At 40.6% G+C, this 21,292-nt stretch carries 19 protein-coding genes and 3 tRNA genes; 14 read left to right on the forward strand and 8 right to left on the reverse strand.

Annotation, left to right across the window (positions count from 1 at the left end):
- The 4 genes from IE056_RS11450 to IE056_RS11465 all read left to right on the forward strand — a co-directional run bounded on the left by IE056_RS11450 (window position 1) and on the right by IE056_RS11465 (window position 1,672).
- A complete protein-coding gene (locus IE056_RS11450; RefSeq protein WP_189604854.1) occupies window positions 1–1,218 on the forward strand; it encodes a bifunctional folylpolyglutamate synthase/dihydrofolate synthase in 1,218 nt (405 codons plus the stop codon).
- Window positions 1,219–1,324: 106 nt separating this feature from the next.
- Window positions 1,325–1,399, forward strand: a tRNA-Val gene (locus tag IE056_RS11455).
- A 78-nt stretch (window positions 1,400–1,477) separates the two neighbouring features.
- Window positions 1,478–1,552, forward strand: a tRNA-Val gene (locus IE056_RS11460).
- A gap of 45 nt (window positions 1,553–1,597) precedes the next feature.
- Window positions 1,598–1,672 (forward strand) — tRNA-Val (locus IE056_RS11465).
- 76 nt (window positions 1,673–1,748) lie between these two features.
- Here the strand turns inward: IE056_RS11465 and IE056_RS11470 are convergent.
- Window positions 1,749–3,029 carry a UDP-N-acetylmuramoyl-tripeptide--D-alanyl-D-alanine ligase gene (locus IE056_RS11470; protein ID WP_189604855.1) on the reverse strand — a complete coding sequence of 427 codons (1,281 nt, stop codon included), beginning with the start codon at window positions 3,027–3,029 and terminating at the stop codon, window positions 1,749–1,751.
- Window positions 3,030–3,095: 66 nt separating this feature from the next.
- Entirely contained in the window at window positions 3,096–4,751 is a 1,656-nt protein-coding gene (gene gldJ, locus IE056_RS11475) for a gliding motility lipoprotein GldJ (RefSeq protein WP_189604856.1), read from the reverse strand.
- A gap of 488 nt (window positions 4,752–5,239) precedes the next feature.
- Between gldJ and porV the strand changes: the two genes are divergently transcribed.
- The 9 genes from porV (at window position 5,240) to IE056_RS11520 (ending at window position 14,614) form a co-directional block, all read left to right on the forward strand.
- Window positions 5,240–6,400, forward strand: coding sequence for a type IX secretion system outer membrane channel protein PorV (porV, locus tag IE056_RS11480; protein ID WP_189604857.1), 1,161 nt, complete (start codon window positions 5,240–5,242; stop codon window positions 6,398–6,400).
- A 76-nt stretch (window positions 6,401–6,476) separates the two neighbouring features.
- Window positions 6,477–6,959, forward strand: coding sequence for a cytidine deaminase (gene cdd / locus IE056_RS11485; protein WP_189604858.1), 483 nt, complete (start codon window positions 6,477–6,479; stop codon window positions 6,957–6,959).
- A gap of 111 nt (window positions 6,960–7,070) precedes the next feature.
- Window positions 7,071–8,072, forward strand: a complete 1,002-nt coding sequence (gene pdhA, locus IE056_RS11490) for a pyruvate dehydrogenase (acetyl-transferring) E1 component subunit alpha (RefSeq protein ID WP_189604859.1) — start codon at window positions 7,071–7,073, stop codon at window positions 8,070–8,072.
- Between the two features lie 3 nt (window positions 8,073–8,075).
- Complete coding sequence (locus IE056_RS11495) at window positions 8,076–9,746, forward strand: pyruvate dehydrogenase complex dihydrolipoamide acetyltransferase (protein WP_189604860.1); 1,671 nt, start codon at window positions 8,076–8,078, stop codon at window positions 9,744–9,746.
- Window positions 9,747–9,813: 67 nt separating this feature from the next.
- The gene (locus tag IE056_RS11500; protein WP_189604861.1) at window positions 9,814–10,797 is read left to right on the forward strand and encodes a M28 family peptidase; all 984 of its coding nucleotides are present in this window, start codon (window positions 9,814–9,816) and stop codon (window positions 10,795–10,797) included.
- On the forward strand, window positions 10,797–11,477 hold the full coding sequence (locus IE056_RS11505; protein WP_189604862.1) for an SDR family NAD(P)-dependent oxidoreductase: 681 nt from the start codon (window positions 10,797–10,799) through the stop codon (window positions 11,475–11,477). The genes IE056_RS11500 and IE056_RS11505 overlap by 1 nt, the downstream gene beginning before the upstream one ends.
- Before the next feature lie 4 nt (window positions 11,478–11,481).
- Window positions 11,482–12,087, forward strand: coding sequence for a SprT-like domain-containing protein (locus IE056_RS11510; RefSeq protein WP_189604863.1), 606 nt, complete (start codon window positions 11,482–11,484; stop codon window positions 12,085–12,087).
- A gap of 19 nt (window positions 12,088–12,106) precedes the next feature.
- Window positions 12,107–13,183 carry a mannose-1-phosphate guanylyltransferase gene (locus tag IE056_RS11515; RefSeq protein WP_189604864.1) on the forward strand — a complete coding sequence of 359 codons (1,077 nt, stop codon included), beginning with the start codon at window positions 12,107–12,109 and terminating at the stop codon, window positions 13,181–13,183.
- 3 nt (window positions 13,184–13,186) lie between these two features.
- Complete coding sequence (locus IE056_RS11520) at window positions 13,187–14,614, forward strand: DUF389 domain-containing protein (RefSeq protein ID WP_189604865.1); 1,428 nt, start codon at window positions 13,187–13,189, stop codon at window positions 14,612–14,614.
- A gap of 22 nt (window positions 14,615–14,636) precedes the next feature.
- On the opposite strand, the gene IE056_RS11525 is transcribed toward IE056_RS11520, so the two are convergent.
- Window positions 14,637–15,401: an ABC transporter ATP-binding protein gene (locus tag IE056_RS11525; RefSeq protein ID WP_189604866.1), complete on the reverse strand. Its 765-nt coding sequence runs from the start codon at window positions 15,399–15,401 to the stop codon at window positions 14,637–14,639.
- Window positions 15,401–16,138 carry an MlaE family ABC transporter permease gene (locus IE056_RS11530; RefSeq protein ID WP_189604867.1) on the reverse strand — a complete coding sequence of 246 codons (738 nt, stop codon included), beginning with the start codon at window positions 16,136–16,138 and terminating at the stop codon, window positions 15,401–15,403. The genes IE056_RS11525 and IE056_RS11530 overlap by 1 nt, the downstream gene beginning before the upstream one ends.
- Window positions 16,139–16,249: 111 nt before the next feature.
- On the opposite strand from IE056_RS11530, the gene pafA reads away from it, so the two are divergent.
- Window positions 16,250–17,902 carry an alkaline phosphatase PafA gene (pafA, locus tag IE056_RS11535; RefSeq protein WP_189604868.1) on the forward strand — a complete coding sequence of 551 codons (1,653 nt, stop codon included), beginning with the start codon at window positions 16,250–16,252 and terminating at the stop codon, window positions 17,900–17,902.
- A 2-nt stretch (window positions 17,903–17,904) separates the two neighbouring features.
- On the opposite strand, the gene IE056_RS11540 is transcribed toward pafA, so the two are convergent.
- The 4 genes from IE056_RS11540 to IE056_RS11555 all read right to left on the reverse strand — a co-directional run bounded on the left by IE056_RS11540 (window position 17,905) and on the right by IE056_RS11555 (window position 21,183).
- Window positions 17,905–18,753, reverse strand: coding sequence for a glycosyltransferase family 2 protein (locus tag IE056_RS11540; protein WP_189604869.1), 849 nt, complete (start codon window positions 18,751–18,753; stop codon window positions 17,905–17,907).
- Between the two features lie 82 nt (window positions 18,754–18,835).
- Window positions 18,836–19,468: a MarC family protein gene (locus IE056_RS11545; RefSeq protein WP_189604870.1), complete on the reverse strand. Its 633-nt coding sequence runs from the start codon at window positions 19,466–19,468 to the stop codon at window positions 18,836–18,838.
- Window positions 19,469–19,601: 133 nt separating this feature from the next.
- Complete coding sequence (locus IE056_RS11550) at window positions 19,602–20,123, reverse strand: class I SAM-dependent methyltransferase (RefSeq protein WP_189604871.1); 522 nt, start codon at window positions 20,121–20,123, stop codon at window positions 19,602–19,604.
- A 1-nt stretch (window position 20,124) separates the two neighbouring features.
- A complete protein-coding gene (locus IE056_RS11555; protein WP_189604872.1) occupies window positions 20,125–21,183 on the reverse strand; it encodes a 3-oxoacyl-ACP synthase III family protein in 1,059 nt (352 codons plus the stop codon).
- Window positions 21,184–21,292: the final 109 nt, after the last annotated feature.

Consider the following 21,292-nt stretch of genomic DNA (forward strand, 5'->3'; position numbering starts at 1 on the left):
ATGAACTATCAGGAAACTGTTGACTGGATGTTTCAGCAGTTACCCATGTATCAGCAGCTGGGAAGCAAGGCGTACAGGGTAAACTTATCCAATATTGAAAAACTTTCAGCACATTTACAAGATCCGCACAAGAAGTTTCAAACACTTCATGTGGCAGGTACTAATGGAAAAGGTTCTGTTTCTCATATGCTGGCTTCAGTATTGCAGGAGTCAGGATTTAAAGTCGGATTATATACTTCTCCGCACCTTAAAGATTTTCGGGAACGGATAAAGATCAACGGAAAAGAAATCAGTGAAAATGCAGTTACAAATTTCATTTCTGAAAACAAAGCATTTTTGGAGGAAAGGAACTTCTCTTTTTTCGAGATGACGGTAGGAATGGCTTTCGAATATTTTTCTGCTCAACAAGTAGATGTTGCTGTTATTGAGGTGGGGCTGGGCGGAAGATTGGATTCCACCAATATCATTCATCCGGAACTTTCTGTAATCACCAATATTGGCTTTGATCATACAGCTATGCTGGGGAATACCCTGGCAGCGATTGCCGGCGAAAAGGCCGGAATTGTCAAGAATGAAGTCCCTGTAGTAATTGGTGAAACTCATCTCGAAACCCTTCCTGTTTTTAGAAAAGTGGCAGCGCAATTTAATGCTCCGCTTTTTTTAGCTGAAGAATATAGCGGCAAGATAGTAGAAACTGATCTTAAAGGTACGTATCAACAAAAGAATATAAGAACTGTCCTGGCTTCAATAGAAGTGCTGAAGGAGAATGGTTGGAACATCATCCCGGAAGCGGCAGAAAAAGGCCTGAAAAACGTTGTAAGGAATACCGGGCTGCGGGGTCGTTGGGAGGTGCTGCAGGTTAATCCTAAAGTGATTTGCGATACAGCACATAACAGGGAAGGTCTTGTTTATGCGATGAAACAGTTGCAGGAGGAACAATTTGAGAATATGCATATAGTTTTGGGAGTGGTCAACGATAAAGATTTATCGGCTGTTCTTCCCCTAATGCCAGATTTTGCAACTTTTTATTACTGCAGACCAAATATCCCCAGAGGTCTTGATGCTGAAATCTTGGAAGAAAAAGCTGGGGAAATTGGGTTAAAAGGGCGGTCATATTCTTCGGTTTCAAAAGCTTACGGATCTGCTCTGAAAGCAGCCGGTGAGCGGGATGTTATCTACGTTGGCGGCAGCACTTTTACGGTTGCTGAAATAATTTAATTTTTTTAATTTTTTTCTTTGCATAAATAAAAATGTAGTCTATATTTGCATCCGCATTCAGAGAGAGACTAGCACTTGAAGAAAGCGAAAGTTCAAAAGTTTATTGGGGCAATTAGCTCAGTTGGTTCAGAGCACCTCGTTTACACCGAGGGGGTCGGGGGTTCGAATCCCTCATTGCCCACAAAAGAAAGGCTTCCATTTGGAGGCCTTTTTTATTATATTTAGAGAGGGATTGTTTTTTAATTCCAATCCTGAAAAAGGGTGATTAGCTCAGCTGGTTCAGAGCACTACCTCGACAAGGTAGGGGTCACTGGTTCGAACCCAGTATCACCCACAGAATGACAGAAGAACTTCGGTTCTACTAAAAGAAAGTTTATTGGGGCAATTAGCTCAGTTGGTTCAGAGCACCTCGTTTACACCGAGGGGGTCGGGGGTTCGAATCCCTCATTGCCCACAAAAGAAAAGGCTTCCATTTGGAGGCCTTTTCGATTTTAAGATTTGTCCCGTCCTGAAATTTCAGAGGTTGTTCATTACAATAAATCGACAATCCGTTCCAGGGCCATACCTCTTGAGCCTTTTATCAGCAGAAATTTCCCTTCTGTTTCCTTGGGATTAAAAGCAGCTTTGAAATCTTCAAAATTTTTGAATTTCTGGATCTTTTCTGTAGCTGTCGTCGTTCTATGAAAATTCTCGCCAAGCAGAATGACCTTTTCTATGTTCGATGCTTCCATTTTATTTACCAGCTGTTGGTGTTCGTCTGCGGCTTGTGCTCCCATTTCAAACATGTCTCCCAGAAATACTATTTTTGAAGCTCCTTTTAGGTTTTCAAAATTTTCTATCGCCGCGACCATACTTGTGGGATTTGCATTATAAGCGTCAAGGATTATCTTTGTGCTGCCCTTCTGGATGATTTGTGATCTATTATTCCGGGGAGTGTATTCTTTAATAGCGGCCTTAATTTGATCTTCAGGAACATCAAAATATTTTCCGATGGAAAAAGCAGCGGCCATATTCTTTGCGTTGTATGCTCCGATAAGATTAGATTCTATTTTCAGGTCATTGTACTGTATTGAAGCGTAATCTGATCCCATTGGAAACTGAATTTGAAGATCGGCTTCTTTGGAACTTCCGAAGCTATATGTTTTATGATAATCAAATTGCTTTTTTTGAATAGGATCATCGTAGTTTAAAAAGACAGTTTTATTGTTTTGCTTGAGGAAATCATAAAGTTCACTTTTACCTTTTATTACTCCTTCCACGCTTCCAAAACCTTCCAGGTGTGCTTTTCCGAAATTGGTGATATAACCATAGTCGGGTTGGGCTATTCCGCATAGAAATTCAATTTCCTTTTGGTGATTGGCGCCCATTTCAACAATTCCAATTTCAGTTTCTCTGGTCATGGAAAGGAGTGTTAAAGGAACTCCAATGGGGTTATTAAGGTTGCCAACAGTAGCGGTAGTCTTATATTTCTTTGAAAGCACTGCATTGATTAATTCTTTGGTAGTGGTCTTGCCATTGCTTCCGGTAAGGGAGATTATTGGTGTGTTGAGGTAAATCCGATGAAAGGTGGAAAGTTCCTGAAGTGCTGTTAAAACATCCTGTACCAGGATGAGCCGACTGTTTTGTTCGACAGGTTGCTCATCAATGAATGCGTAAGAAGCTCCTTTCTCAAGGGCCTGCAGGGCAAAGCTGTTTCCATTGAAGTTATCTCCTTTAAGTGCGAAGAAGATGCTATTGTGATTGATTTTTCGGGTATCGGTACTAACGCCGGAGCTGTTCAGGAAAAGCTCATGTATCTGTTCAATTTTCATGAAAATAAAGCTATAAAAAAAGCCCTAAATCAATTAGGGCTTTTCTGAATTTATTTAAATATGCAATTAATTTCTTGCAGTCTTGTTTTTTGACTGTGATTTGGATCCTACGCGCGACATTGCGTTTCTAAATCCAATATAATCTGTAGCCATATCCTGAGGGAAATATCTTCTTTGTGCAGGATCGAGCCAGTAAGCTCTGTCTCTCCAGGAGCCTCCTTTGTATACTCTTACGTTGTCATCGATAAGGGTTGTTCTTCCTGATGTTTCATCGTACTGAAGGCTACGTCCGCCTGCACTGTCAATACTTGCAGTATGGATTGGTGAGTTGTACATTCTTTGCGAAGGTTCTTCGGTTTCTGCAAAAGAACCATAATTTCTGGAAGACCTTTTGTCTCCGTCACGGAAATTCCTGTTGTCACTTTCTGAAAAATTTGGTCTCAGGTAAGTGTCCTCTTCAGTGATAGGTTCTGTAGCAATCTCCCCCGGAAGGTTTCTTGCGACAATTCTTCCGTTACTCAATGTATCATACTGGATTTCGTCAACTCCCAAAACCTTGATGGTGCCATCTTCGGTAATGGAGTGTTTTGTGTAGATGTTTCCGCGGTAATAGTTGAAATCGTTGAATTCGTCATCGACTATAGGGCGATATACATCTAATACCCATTCTGCAACGTTTCCGGCCATATCGTAAAGTCCGAAGTCATTAGGTTCGTATGATTTTACCTCTGCAGTAATATCGGCACCGTCATCACTCCATCCCGCAATTCCGCCGTAATCTCCGTCACCTTGCTTAAAGTTTGCCATCTGGTCGCCACGACTTGTAGCATCTCCAGATCTGGTGTACTGGCTATCCCATGGATATTTTTTTCTTCCGCGGTATGCATTGTAGCTTCTTATGCCAACCATGGCAAGTGCTGCATATTCCCATTCGGCTTCAGTAGGAAGTCGGTATTCCGGAAGAAGGATTCCGTGCTTACGTTGTACGTAAAGGCCGGTACTGTCTCCCTGAGTATATCTATCTGAATTATTCCCGCCACGTAAAATTTCTTCATTTCCTCCATAAGCCTGGGTTGGAGTATTTAGGTAGGTTTCTGTATTGAAAGTTTGTCCGGCTTCGGCTTCCATACGTGCGCCTTTCTGGGTAATCCCTTCTTCTTCCAGTCGTAGCTCATTCACCCTGTCGGTTCTCCATTTACTGAATTCAACTGCCTGTATCCAGCTAACCCCAACTACAGGATAGTTTGCATATGCGGGATGGCGCAGGTAGTTATTAGTCATGGTCTCATTGTAGCCTAACCGGTTTCTCCATACTAATGTATCGGGTAAAGCACCATGATAAATGTTGCGGTACCTTTCTTCGCTTGGAGGGTATACTCTTTTTAAATAATCTAAGTATTCGAGGTACATTAAATTTGTAACCTCTGTTTCATCCATATAGAATGACTGTACGTGTTGTTGGGTAGGAGTGTTGTTCCAATCGTGCATTACATCATCCTGAACTCTTCCCATTGTAAAAGTTCCGCCTTCAACAAAAATAAGACCGGGACCTGCTTCCTGTTCCTTGAAATCTGCATTGTAGTTGAAGCCACCATCTTTGGAATTAATATCCCAGCCCGTAGCACGGGAGTTGTTCTTGTAATCCCTAGAGTTGTTACAGCTTAATAAGCCGGCGCTTAATGCGATGGCGAAAAATGCTTTTACAGCAACCTTATTTCTCATATTCACAGTATCTTTTGTAGCAATTTTTGGCTTTGCAATATAGTAATTAACGTCAAACTTTCAAGAATATTACAGAGGATTTGAAATACTGTAATATCCTGTAAATCCATAACTAACGTTATGAATTACGGTTTATTATTTTAATAAAACCCACTTTTTACTTTTAATCCTTTGTATCAAAATTAATACCTATTAACTAAGATGGGACAAAAGTAGCTGTTTTTTTCGAATTTGTTCAAATCTTATATGGCTGTAAAAGAGGTTGTACGTCAAATTTTTATCATTTTTAAAATAGATTTTCTGAAAAGCTGCGTGGGCAGTGGTTTGGAGGATCCTATTCGATGCTGTAAGGATTTGTAGGAAAAGATTAAAAGATACACAAGTTTATAGTAAAAAGTGCGTTATACACTAAGAAAGTGGAGAATTTCTGTAATTTGGTTATTTTGTAGCGGGAATTCAGATATATTTGTTGATATTTAAATTATTCTATGAGGAAATTTTCACTCTTATTAATAAGTGGCTTCTTATTGATTAATGCCAAAGCGCTGGCGCAGGAACAGGATAGAGTAATAACTACAGCAGTGCCTTTCCTTCTGGTTGCGGCAGATGCTCGTGCGGCAGGGATGGGAGACCAGGGTGTTGCAACCCCGGTGGATGCCTTTTCTCAGCAGTGGAACCCCGCAAAATATGTTTTTGCACCTAATGAACACGGATTTGGAGTTACTTATACTCCATACTTAAGTGAATTAGTAAATGATATTTTCCTTGGAAACATTACCTATTATAACAGGATCGACGAAAGAAGTGCTTTTGCTGCAAGTTTTAAATATTTCAGTTTGGGTAATATTGAAGCCAGGGAATTTCCAGATGACCTTCCCCTTATCTTAAGTCCTAATGAATTTACGTTTGATCTTTCTTATTCCCTTCGTCTTAGTGAGAACTTTTCTATGGCAGTAGCGGGGCGTTACTTAAGGTCGGACCTTAAACTAGCTCCCGTAGATCCAGACGCTACTGCGGCAGGTTCTTTCGGGGTGGATGTAGCGGCATTTTATCAAAGTAATCTTATCTTTTTTGATTCTTTTGACGGGCAGTGGAGAGCCGGTGCGAACATCTCAAACATTGGCCCTAAAATAAAATATGATGAAGGCGGACAGGAAAATTTTATTCCTACTAACTTTAAATTAGGAGGGGGTTTTGACTTTATTCTTGATGCTTCAAACAGGATTGGAACATACGTCGAATTTAATAAATTGCTGGTGCCTACGCCTCAGGATTTTAATAACGACGGGCAAATAGATGCAGAGGATAACAGGGAGTATAATGATATTGGGGCTATTGAAGGTATCTTTAAATCTTTTGGAGATGCACCCGATGGTTTTAGTGAAGAACTTAAAGAAGTAACCTGGGCTTTAGGGGCAGAGTATGTATATGAAGATGCTTTTGCTTTAAGAGCCGGGTATTTTAATGAAAGCGAAGAGAAGGGTTCCAGAAGGTTTTTGTCTTTTGGTGCCGGATTTAAATATACCATGGTGAATATTGACGTTTCTTATTTGTTTTCTACCTCAGATGTTGTGAGTCCTCTTGAAGGAACTTTAAGGTTTGGGTTAACATTCAATTTCGGGGATCAATATGACAACGGATATTTTTAGAAAAAACTTATAACATTTAAAAACTAAACAGGCCGTTGCAAATCATATTTGCGCGGTCTTTTTTATCTTATATAACATGGAAAAATTTACAATCACTGCAGATCTTGATATTTATAAAAGTATTGATGAATTACCGGAAGATGTTAAGGCCTTGATGGGAGATGCATTTACGGCCAGGGATAAGGCGTATTCCCCATATTCAAAGTTTAGTGTAGGTGCAGCTATATTGCTCGATAATGGAGAGATCATTACCGGCAGCAATCAGGAAAATGCATCCTATCCTGCCGGCCTTTGTGCCGAGCGTACTGCCATTTTTTACGCAGGGGCAAAATTCCCTGAAGCAAAGATCATTAAGCTCGCACTTTCTGCTAAGTCTGATAAGCACACTGTAAAAATTCCTACCCCGCCTTGTGGCTCCTGCCGGCAGGCTATCGCAGAGTATGAAATGAAACAGGAAACACCAATTGAGATTTACTTTATGGGAGAGACAGGAAAGGTGGTAAAAGCTAATTCTATATCAGATTTACTTCCCTTGATTTTTGATAGTTCTTTCTTATAGTCTTTTTCTTATTTTTTACACCTAAAACTGTTTTCAATTCATCTTGAAAATAGTACTTTTGTGTTTCGCTTGGCCTGAGCTTTTGCTTGGCAAATTAAAAACTAGTAGTTAATGAAAAAAATCACAAAAGCCACGTATTTAAAGTGGTATGAGGACATGCTGTTTTGGCGCAAGTTTGAAGATAAACTTGCTCAAGTATATATTCAGCAAAAAGTTAGAGGATTTTTACACCTTTACAATGGCCAGGAAGCTATTCTTGCAGGGGCTTTGCACGCCATGGATTTATCAAAAGACAAGATGATCACTGCTTACAGGAATCACGTTCAGCCAATTGGAATGGGTGTTGATCCAAGAAGGGTGATGGCTGAACTTTATGGTAAGAAGACAGGAACTTCCCAGGGATTAGGTGGTTCTATGCATATATTTTCTAAAGAACACCGTTTTTATGGTGGTCACGGGATTGTAGGAGGGCAAATACCTTTAGGTGCCGGTCTTGCATTTGCCGATAAATATTTCAAAAGAGATGCAGTTACCCTGACCTTCTTAGGGGATGGAGCTGCTCGACAGGGTTCGCTTCATGAAACCTTTACCATGGCCGTGAAATGGAATTTGCCGGTTGTTTTTTGTGTTGAGAATAATGGATATGCCATGGGTACTTCTGTTGCACGTACTTCAAAGAGTACTGAGATCTGGAAACTTGGGTTAGGCTATGATATGCCTTGTGGTCCTGTAGATGCAATGAATCCGGAGAAAGTGGCCGAAGCTTTAGATGAAGCCATTGTACGTGCCCGTAAAGGAGAAGGGCCTACTTTCCTTGAGCTTAAAACATATCGTTATCGTGGTCACTCCATGAGTGATGCGCAGCAATATCGTACCAAGGATGAAGTAGCCGAGTACCAGAAGATCGATCCTATCACCCAGGTGAAGGACATCATTAAAGAAAATAAATACGCTACAGATAAGGAGATCAAAGAAATCGACAAGAGGGTAAAAGATCTTGTTTCTGAATGTGAGAAGTTCGCAGACGAATCTGATTATCCAGACAAAAATGTGATGTACGATGTAGTGTACGAACAAAAAGATTATCCGTTTTTATCCCATAAATTAGACTAAGCTATGGCAGAAGTAATTAACATGCCGCGTTTGAGCGACACTATGGAAGAAGGTGTTGTTGCAAAGTGGCTAAAGCAAAAAGGAGATAAAGTAGAAGAGGGAGATATCCTTGCAGAGATCGAAACAGATAAAGCGACCATGGAATTTGAATCTTTCCATGAAGGTACGCTGCTGCATATAGGGATAGAGGAAGGAGAAACAGCTCCTGTTGATACTCTTCTGGCTATTATTGGTGAGGAAGGCGAAGACATATCGGGCTTGCTCGATGGAAATTCTTCCGATGAAAAAAAGGATACTTCTGAAGCTAAAGAAGCAAAAGCAGAAAAAACAGAAGAGAAGAAGCAGGAAGAAGGTGATGAGGAAGAAGTAACCGGTGCCGGTGAAATTCCTGAAGGTGTAGAAGTAGTTAAAATGCCTCGTCTTAGTGATACTATGGAGGAGGGTACTGTTGCTTCCTGGCTGAAGAAAAAAGGAGATAAAGTAGAAGAAGGAGAAATCCTTGCTGAAATCGAAACCGATAAGGCTACAATGGAATTCGAATCTTTTTATTCGGGTACATTACTGCACATTGGCATTGAAGAAGGAGAAACCGCTCCTGTAGACAGTGTTCTTGCGGTGATTGGGCCGGAAGGAACCGATGTTTCTGCTGTTTTGCAAGGTGGAGGAAGGAAGAAATCTACTTCTCCTGCAAAATCTGAAGAAAAGAAGGAAGAGAAACCTTCTGAAGAAACTGAAAAAGAATCAACTTCTAATACCACTTCTAAAGATGGAGGAAGAATATTTGCTTCCCCTCTAGCTAAGAAAATGGCAGAAGATAAAGGGATTAATCTTGCAGATGTAAAAGGATCTGGTGAGAATAACAGGATCGTTAAGAAAGATATCGAAAACTTTAAACCTTCAGAAAAACCGGCAGCTGCTCAAAAGCAGGAGGCTGGTCTTGAAAAAGGTGAACCTGCGAAAGCTGCAGTTCAGCCATACGTTCCTGCAGGAGAAGAGAGTTTCGAAGAAGTTAAAAATTCGCAAATGCGTAAAACCATTGCGAAGAGGCTTGGAGAATCAAAATTCAATGCTCCTCACTACTATCTTACCATTGAAGTGGATATGGCCAATGCAATGGCAAGCCGTAAACAGATCAATGAATTACCAGACGTGAAAGTTTCTTTTAATGACATGGTGATCAAAGCATCTGCTATGGCATTGAGAAAGCATCCGCGCGTAAATTCTCAGTGGACAGGTGAGAGCACGAAAATTGCAAAACACATTCACATGGGAGTTGCCGTTGCTGTAGATGAAGGCCTTGTGGTTCCTGTGCTTCCATTTGCCGACCAGATGAGTATGACTCAAATTGGTGCAAATGTGAAGGATCTTGCTGGAAAAGCAAGAAATAAGAAACTACAGCCAAAGGAAATGGAAGGAAGTACCTTTACGGTTTCCAATCTGGGAATGTTCGGGATCACAGAATTTACCAGTATTATAAATCAGCCAAACTCTGCTATTCTTTCAGTAGGGGCTATCGTTGAAAAACCGGTAGTGAGAAACGGGCAGATTGCGGTTGGAAACACAATGAAAGTTACACTTGCATGTGACCACAGAACTGTAGATGGAGCTACTGGTGCTGCTTTTCTTCAAACATTAAAGCAATATCTTGAAAACCCGGTGGTAATGTTAGCATAATGCTGTCATACTTAATTATAAATATCAAAATCCCACTCAATTGTGGGATTTTTTTATCTTTAGCTTTATGAGAAAAAATATATTGTCAGTCTTCTTTTTATTTACTTGTTCGCTTTTCCTGAGTTGCGGACAGCCAAAAGAGGTTGCCGAAAAAGAATCAGGATCAGAGAATTTTTCAGGAGAAGTTAGCGTTGTAGAATCGGAGGTTTCTGAAACACTTCAGTACCTGGCTTCAGATGAGCTGCAAGGCAGAAATACAGGTTCCGAAGGAATTGAAAAAGCAGCAGTCTATATTGAAAACATATTCAGAAAGAATAATATTAAACCCTATTTTGAAACTTACAGGGATTCTTTTGAAACCAAAGGAACTACCGGATATAATGTCGTGGGGTTCAAAGAAGGAAAAGACCCGCAGCTGAAGGATGAATTTATCATTATTGGAGCACATTATGACCACATTGGGCAGGGGGAAACCGTTGGGAACGATTCTTTGGCTAACGGGGCCAATGACAATGCTTCAGGGACTACTGCCGTCCTGGAACTGGCAAAATACTTTGCAGATATGGATACAAAAAGAAGTATTCTGTTCACTCTTTATTCAGCCGAAGAATTGGGACTGGTAGGTTCCTCTCATCTGGCTCAGAAACTTAGTGGGGAGAACATTGATCTTTATGTAATGTTTAATATCGAAATGATTGGGGTACCTATGAAGGACAAAAGTTATTCTGCTTATTTGACAGGATACGAATTATCCAATCTGGCTGAAAAGTTCAATGAATATGCAGGAGCTGAGGTGGTGGGTTTTTTACCTCAGGCTAAGGAATACAGTCTTTTCAGGAGAAGTGATAATTATCCATTTTATCAGGAATTTGAGATTCCAGCGCAGACGATTTCCACGTTTGATTTTACCAATTATGAGTATTATCATCATGTAGATGATGAATTTGAACTTATGGATGCCGGGCATATGACAAAGCTGATAGAAGAGATCATTCCTGGGATTGCGAGGATGGCAAACACCCCGACAAAAGAAATCAAAATGAACGAGTAATGAAGAAGGTTGTTATAACGGGTACGAGCAGGGGAATAGGATTGGAGTTGGTAAAATATTTTGCTAAAGAAGGACACCACGTGCTTGCAATTTCACGAAATGAGAAACCGGTAAAAAATCTTGACCTTAAAAACGTACATAGTCTCTCCTGTGATATTACTAAAAGAGCGCAATTACAAGCTGTGTCAGATTTTGTAAAGGAAACCTGGGGAGAAGTAGATATTCTTATCAATAATGCAGGGGCTATAGTAAACAAAGCTTTTGCTGAAATTACGGAAGAAGAATTCGAGCATGTCTATAAAACAAATGTTTTTGGCGTGGCGTGTCTTATTCAGCAACTTTTGCCGGTGATGACTTCCAAGAGTCATGTGGTAACGGTGAGCAGCATGGGCGGAGTTCAGGGAAGCGTGAAGTTTCCGGGACTTTCGGCCTATAGTTCCAGCAAGGGTGCGGTCATTACCCTTACAGAATTACTCGCAGAAGAATATAAAGGAAACGGACCATCCTTTAATGTACTGGCTCTTGGAGCTGTACAAACAGAAATGCTGGAAGAGGCCTTTCCCGGGTATAAAGCGCCTACTTCGGCTAAAGAAATGGCAGCATATATTGGTCATTTTTCTTTGACCGGAAATAAATATTACAACGGAAAGTTACTACAGGTGTCCAATAGTACCCCTTAATTGAATGAAAGATATTTTAGCAAGATATATTCCCAGTCACGCAGTGGAGCCCGTTTTTGGGCTGATAGAAAGAAATCATATCCACCTGAAGATTGTTAATGAAAGGAAAACAAGACATGGTGATTACCGGAGAATGCCGGATGGCACCCAGCAAATCACCGTTAATGCTAATTTAAATAAATACCGTTTTCTAATTACGCTCGTTCATGAAATTGCGCATTTACTTGCATTTGAATCGTATGGTAGATTAATTAAACCTCACGGAATTGAATGGAAAAGTACTTTTCAGAAGTTGATGTTGCCGTTTATACGACCTGAAATATTTCCGACGGAATTGTTACCTTATATTGCAAGGCATTTCAGGAATCCGAAGGCGAGCAGTGATACAGATGCGCATCTTGCGGTAGCTTTAAAAAGATTTGATCAGCCCAATGATAAAAATTACATTTTTGAAGTTCCGCAAGGCAGTACTTTTAGGATTTATAACGGAAAGGTTTTTAAAAAAGGAGTGAAGAGGGTAAAAAGATATGAATGTGTGGAGGTGAATACAGGAAAGGTGTATCTGTTTCAGCCTAACGCAGAAGTAGAGTTGCTTAAGGCAGCTAATTAATCATCTTAAATGCAGCATCATGGATAAGAATAATTTTGCGGTTTTGATGGCAGGAGGGGTTGGGTCCCGGTTTTGGCCCGTGAGTACAACAAGACATCCCAAGCAGTTTCGGGATCTTTTGGGTACGGGCGAAACGTTGATCCAGACAACCTATAGAAGATTGAATAAATTAGTGCCTGCAGAGAATATTATCATCCTTACGAATGAGATATACGATCAACTTGTAAAGGAGCAATTACCGCAGCTACAAAGTGATCAAATAGTCCTTGAACCTGAAATGAGAAATACTGCCCCGGCGGTTTTACTCGCAGCTCTCAAGATCTATAAGAAAAATAGTAATGCGGTGATGATCATGGCACCCAGCGATCACTGGATAGAAGATGAGGATGCTTTTGCCAATGACGTCTCCCTTGCTTTTGATGCGTGCCGTACAGGAGATAAAATACTTACCTTGGGGATAAAACCTACTTTTCCCAATACCGGATATGGTTATATTCAGTATGATGACAGTAAGGAGAAGATAAAATCTGTTCAAAATTTTACTGAAAAACCTTCCATTGAAGTAGCTCGCAACTTTATTTCCCAGGGTAACTACGACTGGAATGCCGGAATTTTCATCTGGAATGCTTCCTTTATCCTTGATTCTTTCCGAAGAAATCTTCCTGAGATGCATCGGTTATTTTCAGAAGGTACCGCCGTTTTTAATACTTCTGAAGAAAAGGATTTTATAAAGAAAAATTATCCTGAAGCAGAAAATATCTCGATCGACTACGGGATTCTTGAAAAGGAGGAGCACATATTTGTCATTTCAGCTTCTTTTGACTGGAATGATCTGGGGACCTGGGGTTCTCTTTACAATGAAGTGGATAAGGATGAAAATGAAAATGCTGCTCTTAACGTGAAACTTCTTGCAAATAAATCTACCGGAAATATTATTAGTTCGGCTTCCGGAAAAGTGGTTGTCGTTGAAGACTTGAAGGATTATATAATTATCGACGAAAAAGATGTTTTAATGATTGTTCCTAAAGAGAAAGAGCAGGAGATAAAACAAATAAGAGCAAAGGTGCAGCAGGATTTTGGTGAACACTTAGGATAAAATATGGAAGACAATAACAGCATTCCCCCCATACATACAAAGCCTTCGGGTAAGTCACATATAAAAGGTGCTTTTGAAGAGATCAAGGTTTTTTTAAAGGAACTTCTTGATATACACGAGGAAACCGACAGGGATACTACTATAGAAATGGTGAAAAGGGATATTTCCTTTAAAGGCCACAATGCCTGGATTCTTATTTTTTCCATTTTTGTCGCTTCCATAGGTTTAAATGTGAGTAGTACAGCGGTGGTCATTGGTGCCATGTTAATTTCACCACTTATGGGTCCGATAGTTGGAGTGGGGCTTGGTGTGGCGATCAACGATATTGATACGCTTAAACGTTCCCTGGTGAACCTTGCCGTCATGGTAGTTTTGAGTGTTTTAACGGCTTATTTATATTTTCTAATATCGCCTATAGAGCAGGAAACTCCTGAGCTTAAGGCAAGGACCTATCCTACTATTCTGGATGTGCTGGTGGCTATTTTTGGTGGTCTGGCGCTAATTGTGGCCAAAACCAAAAAAGGCACGATTGCCAGTGTGATCATGGGGGTGGCAATTGCCACAGCCCTGATGCCTCCATTGTGTACGGTAGGATATGGATTGGCAATTGGAAACTGGGAATACGCCGGCGGCGCATTGTATTTATTTGCCATTAATTCTGTGTTCATAGCTCTTTCCACATTTGTGGTTGCCAAGATCCTTCGGTTTCCGCTTGTAAAATATGCTAACAGCAGGCGCAGGAGAAATACAGCTAAACTGGCTTCTCTTATAGCTATTCTGGTGATGATCCCTAGTATTTTTCTCTTTATAAATTTATTAAGGGAGCAGGTTTTTCTTTCTAATACCAAGGATTATGTGGAGAATCAAATTGATTATCCGGGAGCTGAGGTGGTGAAGTATGATCAGGACTACAAAAGAAAATTTGTAGATGTATACCTCATAGGAAGGCCGGTACCTCAGGGTCAGATTGGTCAATGGGTGGAAGAGATAAAGGAAGGACGGGATATGGAAGATGTAAACCTTAGAATTCATCAGGGGAGTGATCAAAGTTCAGAAATTGCCCAGCAGCTCACCAGTGATGTAAGAGCAGGTATCCTGGAGGATCTATACGTAAGGAATCAGCAGATCGTTGAGGATAAGGATGCAAGGATCCGTTTGCTGGAACAGGAGCTGGTGCGGCACAGGGCTTCCGGAATTCCATTTCAGACAATAAGCAGGGAAGCAAAAATAAATTACAGAAACATTGAGCAGTTAAGCTATGCCAATAGTATAGTGACAGATTTCTCCCGCACAGATACGGTTCCCACATTTAATGTAAGGTGGAATAAATCTCTGTCAAACCAGGTACGGCAAAGTGAAATGGAGAAGCTTAGGGAGTGGCTTCAGGTAAGGTTGTCGCTCGACACCATTTCTGTACAGGCGATAAATTAATATGGTGTAAAGCTGTAGTTTTTTAAATCCCCCTTTGCTGGGCTACTCTTACTTTTTTGAAAAGATCTGATGAATAAACAAAATCTGTTACAGTTTCATCCTCAGTTTTAAAGATCTGGGTTTTGTCACCTTTCCAGGCCAGTACGCCGTCTTTCAAGAAGGCAATATTCTCGCCAATTTCCAGTAATGAGTTCATATCGTGGGTAATCACCACAGTGGTAATATCATACTCTACGGTTAGATCATGGATCAGGTTATCGATCACGGTAGCTGTATGAGGATCGAGCCCGGAGTTGGGCTCATCACAGAATAAATATTTAGGTCTGTTTACGATGGCACGTGCAATAGCTACCCTTTTTTGCATACCACCACTAATTTCTGCAGGGTATTTTTGTCCTGTATCATTTAAATTTACCCGTTCAAGAACCTCGTGAACCCTGTCTTTAAGATCTTTCTTTTTTGTTTTTGTAAACATCCGGAGAGGAAACATGACGTTCTCTTCTACCGTCATGGAATCAAAGAGAGCACCACCCTGAAACAGCATCCCAACTTTTGTACGCAGATCCCTTTTTTGCTCTTCATTGAAGCTCGAATAAGCATCCCCGTCATATTCAATAGTTCCCTGTTCGGGGGTAAAAAGTCCAAGCATACATTTAAGGAGTACACTTTTTCCGGAACCAGACTGGCCAATGATCAAATTGGTTTTACCAGTTTCAAAGACAAAATCAATTCCCTTCAGAATTTTTTCTTCACCAAAACTTTTATGTAAATTTTTAATTTCTATCATTAGCTAAGCATTAATTGTGTAACAATGTAATTTGTTACGATGATCACTACACTGGTCCAGACGAATGAGGTGGTACTTGATTTTCCAACTTCAAGCGATCCTCCCGTCATATAATATCCGTGATATGCAGGAATGGTGGCGAGAATAAAAGCAAAAAGGAAGGTTTTGAAGAAGGCATAGAACACATGAAAGCCAATGAAATCTTCCTGAAGACCAGTGATAAAAGCTTCTGAACTTACAAAGCCACCCAGCACAGCCGACGTATATGCACCCAAAACTCCCAGGAACATAGAGATGGCTATCACAAATGGATAGGTAAGCATTGCTATGATCTTTGGAAATACCAGATAATTCAGTGAATTGATTCCCATTACTTCAAGAGCATCTATTTGTTCGGTCACCCTCATAGATCCAATACTGGAGGTAATGAAGGAACCCACCTTACCTGCCATAATGATGGAGATGAAGGTAGGGGAGAATTCCAGGATGATCGATTGTCTTGCAGCAAATGCCACGAGACTTTTCGGGATGATGGGATTACTAAGGTTAAGGGCAGTTTGCAGTGCTACAACCCCTCCAATAAAGAAGGAAAGAAAAGCAACAATCCCCAAAGATCCTACTACCAGTTCATCGATCTCTTTAAAAATAAGTTCCTTTAGTACTGAGCCTTTGGTCATTCGACCAAAAACCCCTTTTATCATTAATAAGTATTCACCAATAGATTGCAGGTAGTTCATTTGCACGTTTTGTAACGCTAAAATACTAATTTTTTTAAGCAAAGTATTTTAACCTTCTGGAAACTTTAACTACAGGATATTTGGTATTTTTGGGTTTAAAGAACAAAAACCATGAAACAACTTTTGCTAATTATCTTTGGCTTATTTATTACCGGAAACATTTCGGCACAGGAACAGAAAATTTCTTCAGATGCATTACATTCTACCCCAAAACTAGTGGTTGGAGTAGTTGTAGACCAGATGCGTTACGACTATATCACCCGATTCTGGAACAGGTTCGGAGATGGCGGGTTCAAAAGGATCGCTGGTGATGGATTTAATTTTAAAAATGCACATTTCAATTATATTCCCACCTACACCGGTCCCGGACACGCTTCGGTATGGACTGGGGCAACTCCCGAGAGTCACGGGATCATAGGGAATAACTGGTATGATAAATTTGCCGGGGAAAGTGTTTACTGTGCAGGCGATCCGGAAGTAAATCCCGTGGGAACTTCTTCTTCAGCAGGGAAAATGTCTCCCCACCGAATGTTGACCACCAGTGTGGCTGACGAAAACCGACTTCACACTCAGATGCGGGGGAAAACCATAGGGGTAGCACTAAAAGATCGCGGTTCTGTCCTACCTGCCGGGCATACGGCGAATGCGGCATACTGGTTCCACGGCGAAGATGAAGGAAAATGGATCACCAGTAGCTTTTACCGGGAAGATCTTCCGCAGTGGGTGATGGATTTCAATGCTTCCAAAAAAGCAGCATCATATTTTAAAGAATGGAATACTTTATATGATATAGAAACCTATGCTGAAAGTGGTCTGGATGTAAATAATTTTGAAGGTGGATTTAAAGGCCAGAATTCAGCAAGCTTTCCTTACGATCTTAAAAAACTAAGTAAACAAAACGGAGGTTTTGATATTATCAAATCTACTCCCTTCGGAAATAATCTAACAACAGATTTTGCTATAGCTGCATTGGATGGAGAAGAGCTTGGGCAGGATGATATTACAGATTTCTTAACCTTAAGTTATTCTTCTACCGATTATGTAGGCCATAATTTCGGAGTGAACTCCAAGGAAATACAGGATACGTATCTTCGTCTGGATAAAGATCTTGAACGAATGCTGAATGTCCTGGATGAAAAAGTTGGAAAAGGTAATTACACGTTATTCCTGACTGCGGATCATGGTGGGGTTCATGTGCCGGCATACCTGGAAACCGTAAAAATACCTTCGGGATATTTTAACTATGGAGAATTCAAATCCTCTTTAAATGAATTTATTGCTTCAACTTTTGAAATGGAGGATGCTGTTTCGAATATTTCCAACAACCAGATTTTCTTTAATTACGAAAAATTGCTGGAAGAGGAAATTGATGTTCAGCAGTTAGAAAAAGCAGTAGCTCTTTTCAGTCTTCAGTATGATGCGGTCAATAAAGTATATACCCGTCGTCAGCTGGAAGCAACAAACTACACCCGTGGAATGGATGCCCTGATCGATATGGGATATCATCAAAAGCGGAGTGGAGACGTGGTGTTGGTTTTAGAACCTTCTGTAATTTCCTATTCCAGAACAGGATCTACTCATGGTAGCGGACAAAACTATGATACGCATGCTCCTATATTGTTCTATGGACACGGGATCAAACAGGGAAGCAGTATGGAACGGGTGGAAATATCTGACATTGCACCAACGATCTCAGCCTTACTTGGAATAACTTATCCTAATGGTTCTACCGGAAGACCTCTGGAAGTGGCTTTGGAAAAATAGATCTATAAAAATTTATTTACCATTTTTTTATACCGGAGCCTTCTTATGAAGGCTCCTTCTTTTTTGGATACTAGAAAAGGCAAATCGCTGGTTTTTGCGTGAAAAAATCCCTCCAGATAGTCTTTAGTAAGACCCGGCATCCTTTTGTTCCAGGCGAGTTTGGCCGATGCTATTAATGTAATTAAAAAGCCATAGCGCAGTTTATAAAAAGCTTCCCCTTGTTTTAATTTAGCAGCTTTATCATAAGTGAAACCTGTAGGTCGTAAATGTTTTACCGCAAGAGATTCATCTGTAACTATTTTCCAATTATGATATTGGGCCAGCAGTTCATCGACAGTATCCCAGCCCATGGAAGGCTTAAGACCTCCAATTTGTTTAAAACAATCTTTTCGGTAGGCCTTTAAAGCGCCCCGAATGTGGTCTTTCCCCGTGAGATTTTCCAATTTCCATTTATCGTTTTTTAAGATATGGCAGAATCCGCCGGCCATTCCGGTTTTAGGATCGGCATTAAAATGAGCTGCAATCTGCTCCAGGTAATTCTTCGGAAAAATAAGGTCGGCATCAAACTTACAGATGATATCATACTCCTCATCCAGTAGGTCATAACCTTTATAAAAAGCATTTACAACTTTGCTTCCGGGGAGATGTGCTTCGGATGAGGTAGTTTTTACAAGAGAAATGAAGGAGTGTATTTTAGCAAAGCCGGCAACAATTTCAGCAGTATTATCTGAAGACTGATCGTCTACAACAATGATCTTCTCCGGAAGATGGCTTTGCTCCACCAGTGACTGAAGCGTTCGGCTTATAAATGCTGCTTCGTTGTGCGCCGGAATGACAATGTAAACTTTCAAAAAGAAATTATTTTGGGGCTAAATTACAATTTTTCAGGCTCATCTTGGCTGAAAGAATTACCCGGAGAGACAAATTGATTTCTTATTTAAAAGTAACCCCCAAAACCGCCATTACCGAAGAAGTGATGTATTCTATTCCAATAGCAATTACAATAAAACCAATAATTCTGGAAATAGCATTGATCCCTGATGCACCCAACAGGCGTACAATGTAGTGCGAACATCTCAGCATTAAAAATGTGGCAAAACAAACAGTAATGATAGCAAGAATTACGGTTGCTTTTTGAGAAACCAGCGCGTATTCTTCAAATAAGCCAATCAAGAGAGATATAGATCCCGGCCCTGCAAGCATGGGGATGGCAAGGGGTGTGAGTGCGATTTCCTCCCGCTGGAAAGCGTCATCTTTTACCCGTTGCTTATCCATTCCTTTATGCTTGGAGAAGGAGCCAGTAAGCAAGGCAAAACCTGAAGTAGCAATAATAAGTCCGCCGGCGATCCTTAAAGATTCAATGCTTATTCCGAAGAACTGTAAGATATACCTGCCGGTGAAAAAAGAGGTAATCAGGATTACCAGCACATTTATAGCAGTAAAAAGGGATATTTTTGAGCGTTCTTTCTGGCTGTGATCACCCGTTAATCCTACAAAAATAGGGACAGTGCCTAACGGATTAATAACCGAGAACAATGCGGCAAATACATAGATGAATAAATCCATTTGTTTTTGCTGCAAAAATGCATCTGCTAAGGGAATTCTCTTTTACGCCTGGATTAATTTAGCGTTACGAAATAAATACAGGAAAAATGATTCTTCTGATAGAATTCAGTAGTCAATTGGAGGATGTTGTAAATTACTTCCTTTCGGCGTAAACAGCATAATACCGCGGAGTGAAGTTCCGCAGAAGGGGTCTAAGTCCAATTTTCTTTACCGGATTCGTCCATTTATGTCGCTTTTTAATTTGCCATCCGGTTTTTTCCAGAAGCCAGTCGAATTGCCAGTCTTCAAACTCGTGGAAATGCCGGTCCCACATATCGGTTTTACTGCGATAGGCGGGGGAGAACCACAACTTTAAAGGTACGGTGGCAATCAGCTTTTTTGCTTTTATTTCCTGGAGAACATTAAAAGGAGCTAGCAGATGTTCAAAAATTTCAAATGCGGTTACAATATCTGCATTGGAAGCTTTGAGGACTTCCCTGTCAAAGTCCAGGTCTTCGCCGGTAGTATTGGACACCGTATAACCGCTTTTCTCCATCAATTCAGAGAAAGGATTTCTTACACCGAGATCCAGGATGTTTGCGGGAGACGGTGCTGTTTCCTGTAAGAATTCCAGCGTATGTTTATAGCGTTTGTTAGGAAAAGTGCCTTCGTACATCCTACAGCTTATAGACGATTGAATTTATGTTCATACCGGCACCTACGCTGGCAAGAATGATGGTGTCTCCTTTTTTAAGCTCCTGGTTTTCCATATTTCCTTTCAGGATGAGGTCCAGGAGAGTAGGCACTGTAGCAACACTGCTATTCCCAAGTTTGTCAATACTCATTGGCATGATGCCCTGCGGCACAGATAAGCCGAATAATTTGTAGAAGCGTTTGAGGATCGCTTCGTCCATTTTTTCATTTGCCTGGTGGATGAGGATCTTTTTGACATCAGCAATGTCAGTTCCACTTTTTTCGAGACATGTTTTCATGGCCTCGGGCACATTACTGAGAGCAAATTCATAGATCTTACGGCCGTGCATTTTGATGTAGCGTCTTTCTTCGGAAATAGTAGGGTTATTTGATTTTCCGAAGTAAATAAAGGTTCCTTCATCAAGGGCATAGGTAGCACTTTCGTGCGCCAGGATTCCGCCTTCTTCATCGGAAGCTTCAATCACTGTGGCACCGGCACCATCTGAATAGATCATGGAATCACGATCATGTTTGTCAATGACTCTTGAAAGAGTTTCTGAGCCGATCACCAGGCATTTTTTTGCAATTCCCGCTTTGATAAAAGCATTTGCCTGGATCACTGATTCCACCCATCCCGGGCAGCCAAAAAGCATGTCGTATGCCACACATTTCGGATTTTTAATTTTGAGCTTTTGCTTTACCCGGGTGGCAATACTTGGTACGGTATCACTTTGCATGTGATTATGGGCAACATCCCCATAATTGTGCGCCACGATTAGATAATCCAGCTCTTCGGGATCTATGCCTGCATCTGCAATGGCTCTTTCTGCAGCAAAAAAAGCAATATCGGAATTGAAAAGTTCATCCTCAATGTATCTTCTCTCAGCAATGCCTGTTATAGCTTTGAATTTTTCAATGATAACTGCATTAGGCTGATTGAATCCGGTGCCATCGAGATTTAGAAATTCATGTTCATTAAAATCTGAATTTCTTTCAATTCTTTCCGGGATAAAACTTCCAGTACCTGTGATTTTGATACTCATAACTTCATTTAAATGGGGTAATCTATTCAAAATTAATAAATGCAGAGGCATAAACCCTCAATTTCTGGTAATAAAAATTCAGTTTTACGGAATTCTCAATACCTGAGAA

The organism is Salinimicrobium marinum (genome assembly GCF_014651535.1).
GTDB lineage: Bacteria > Bacteroidota > Bacteroidia > Flavobacteriales > Flavobacteriaceae > Salinimicrobium > Salinimicrobium marinum.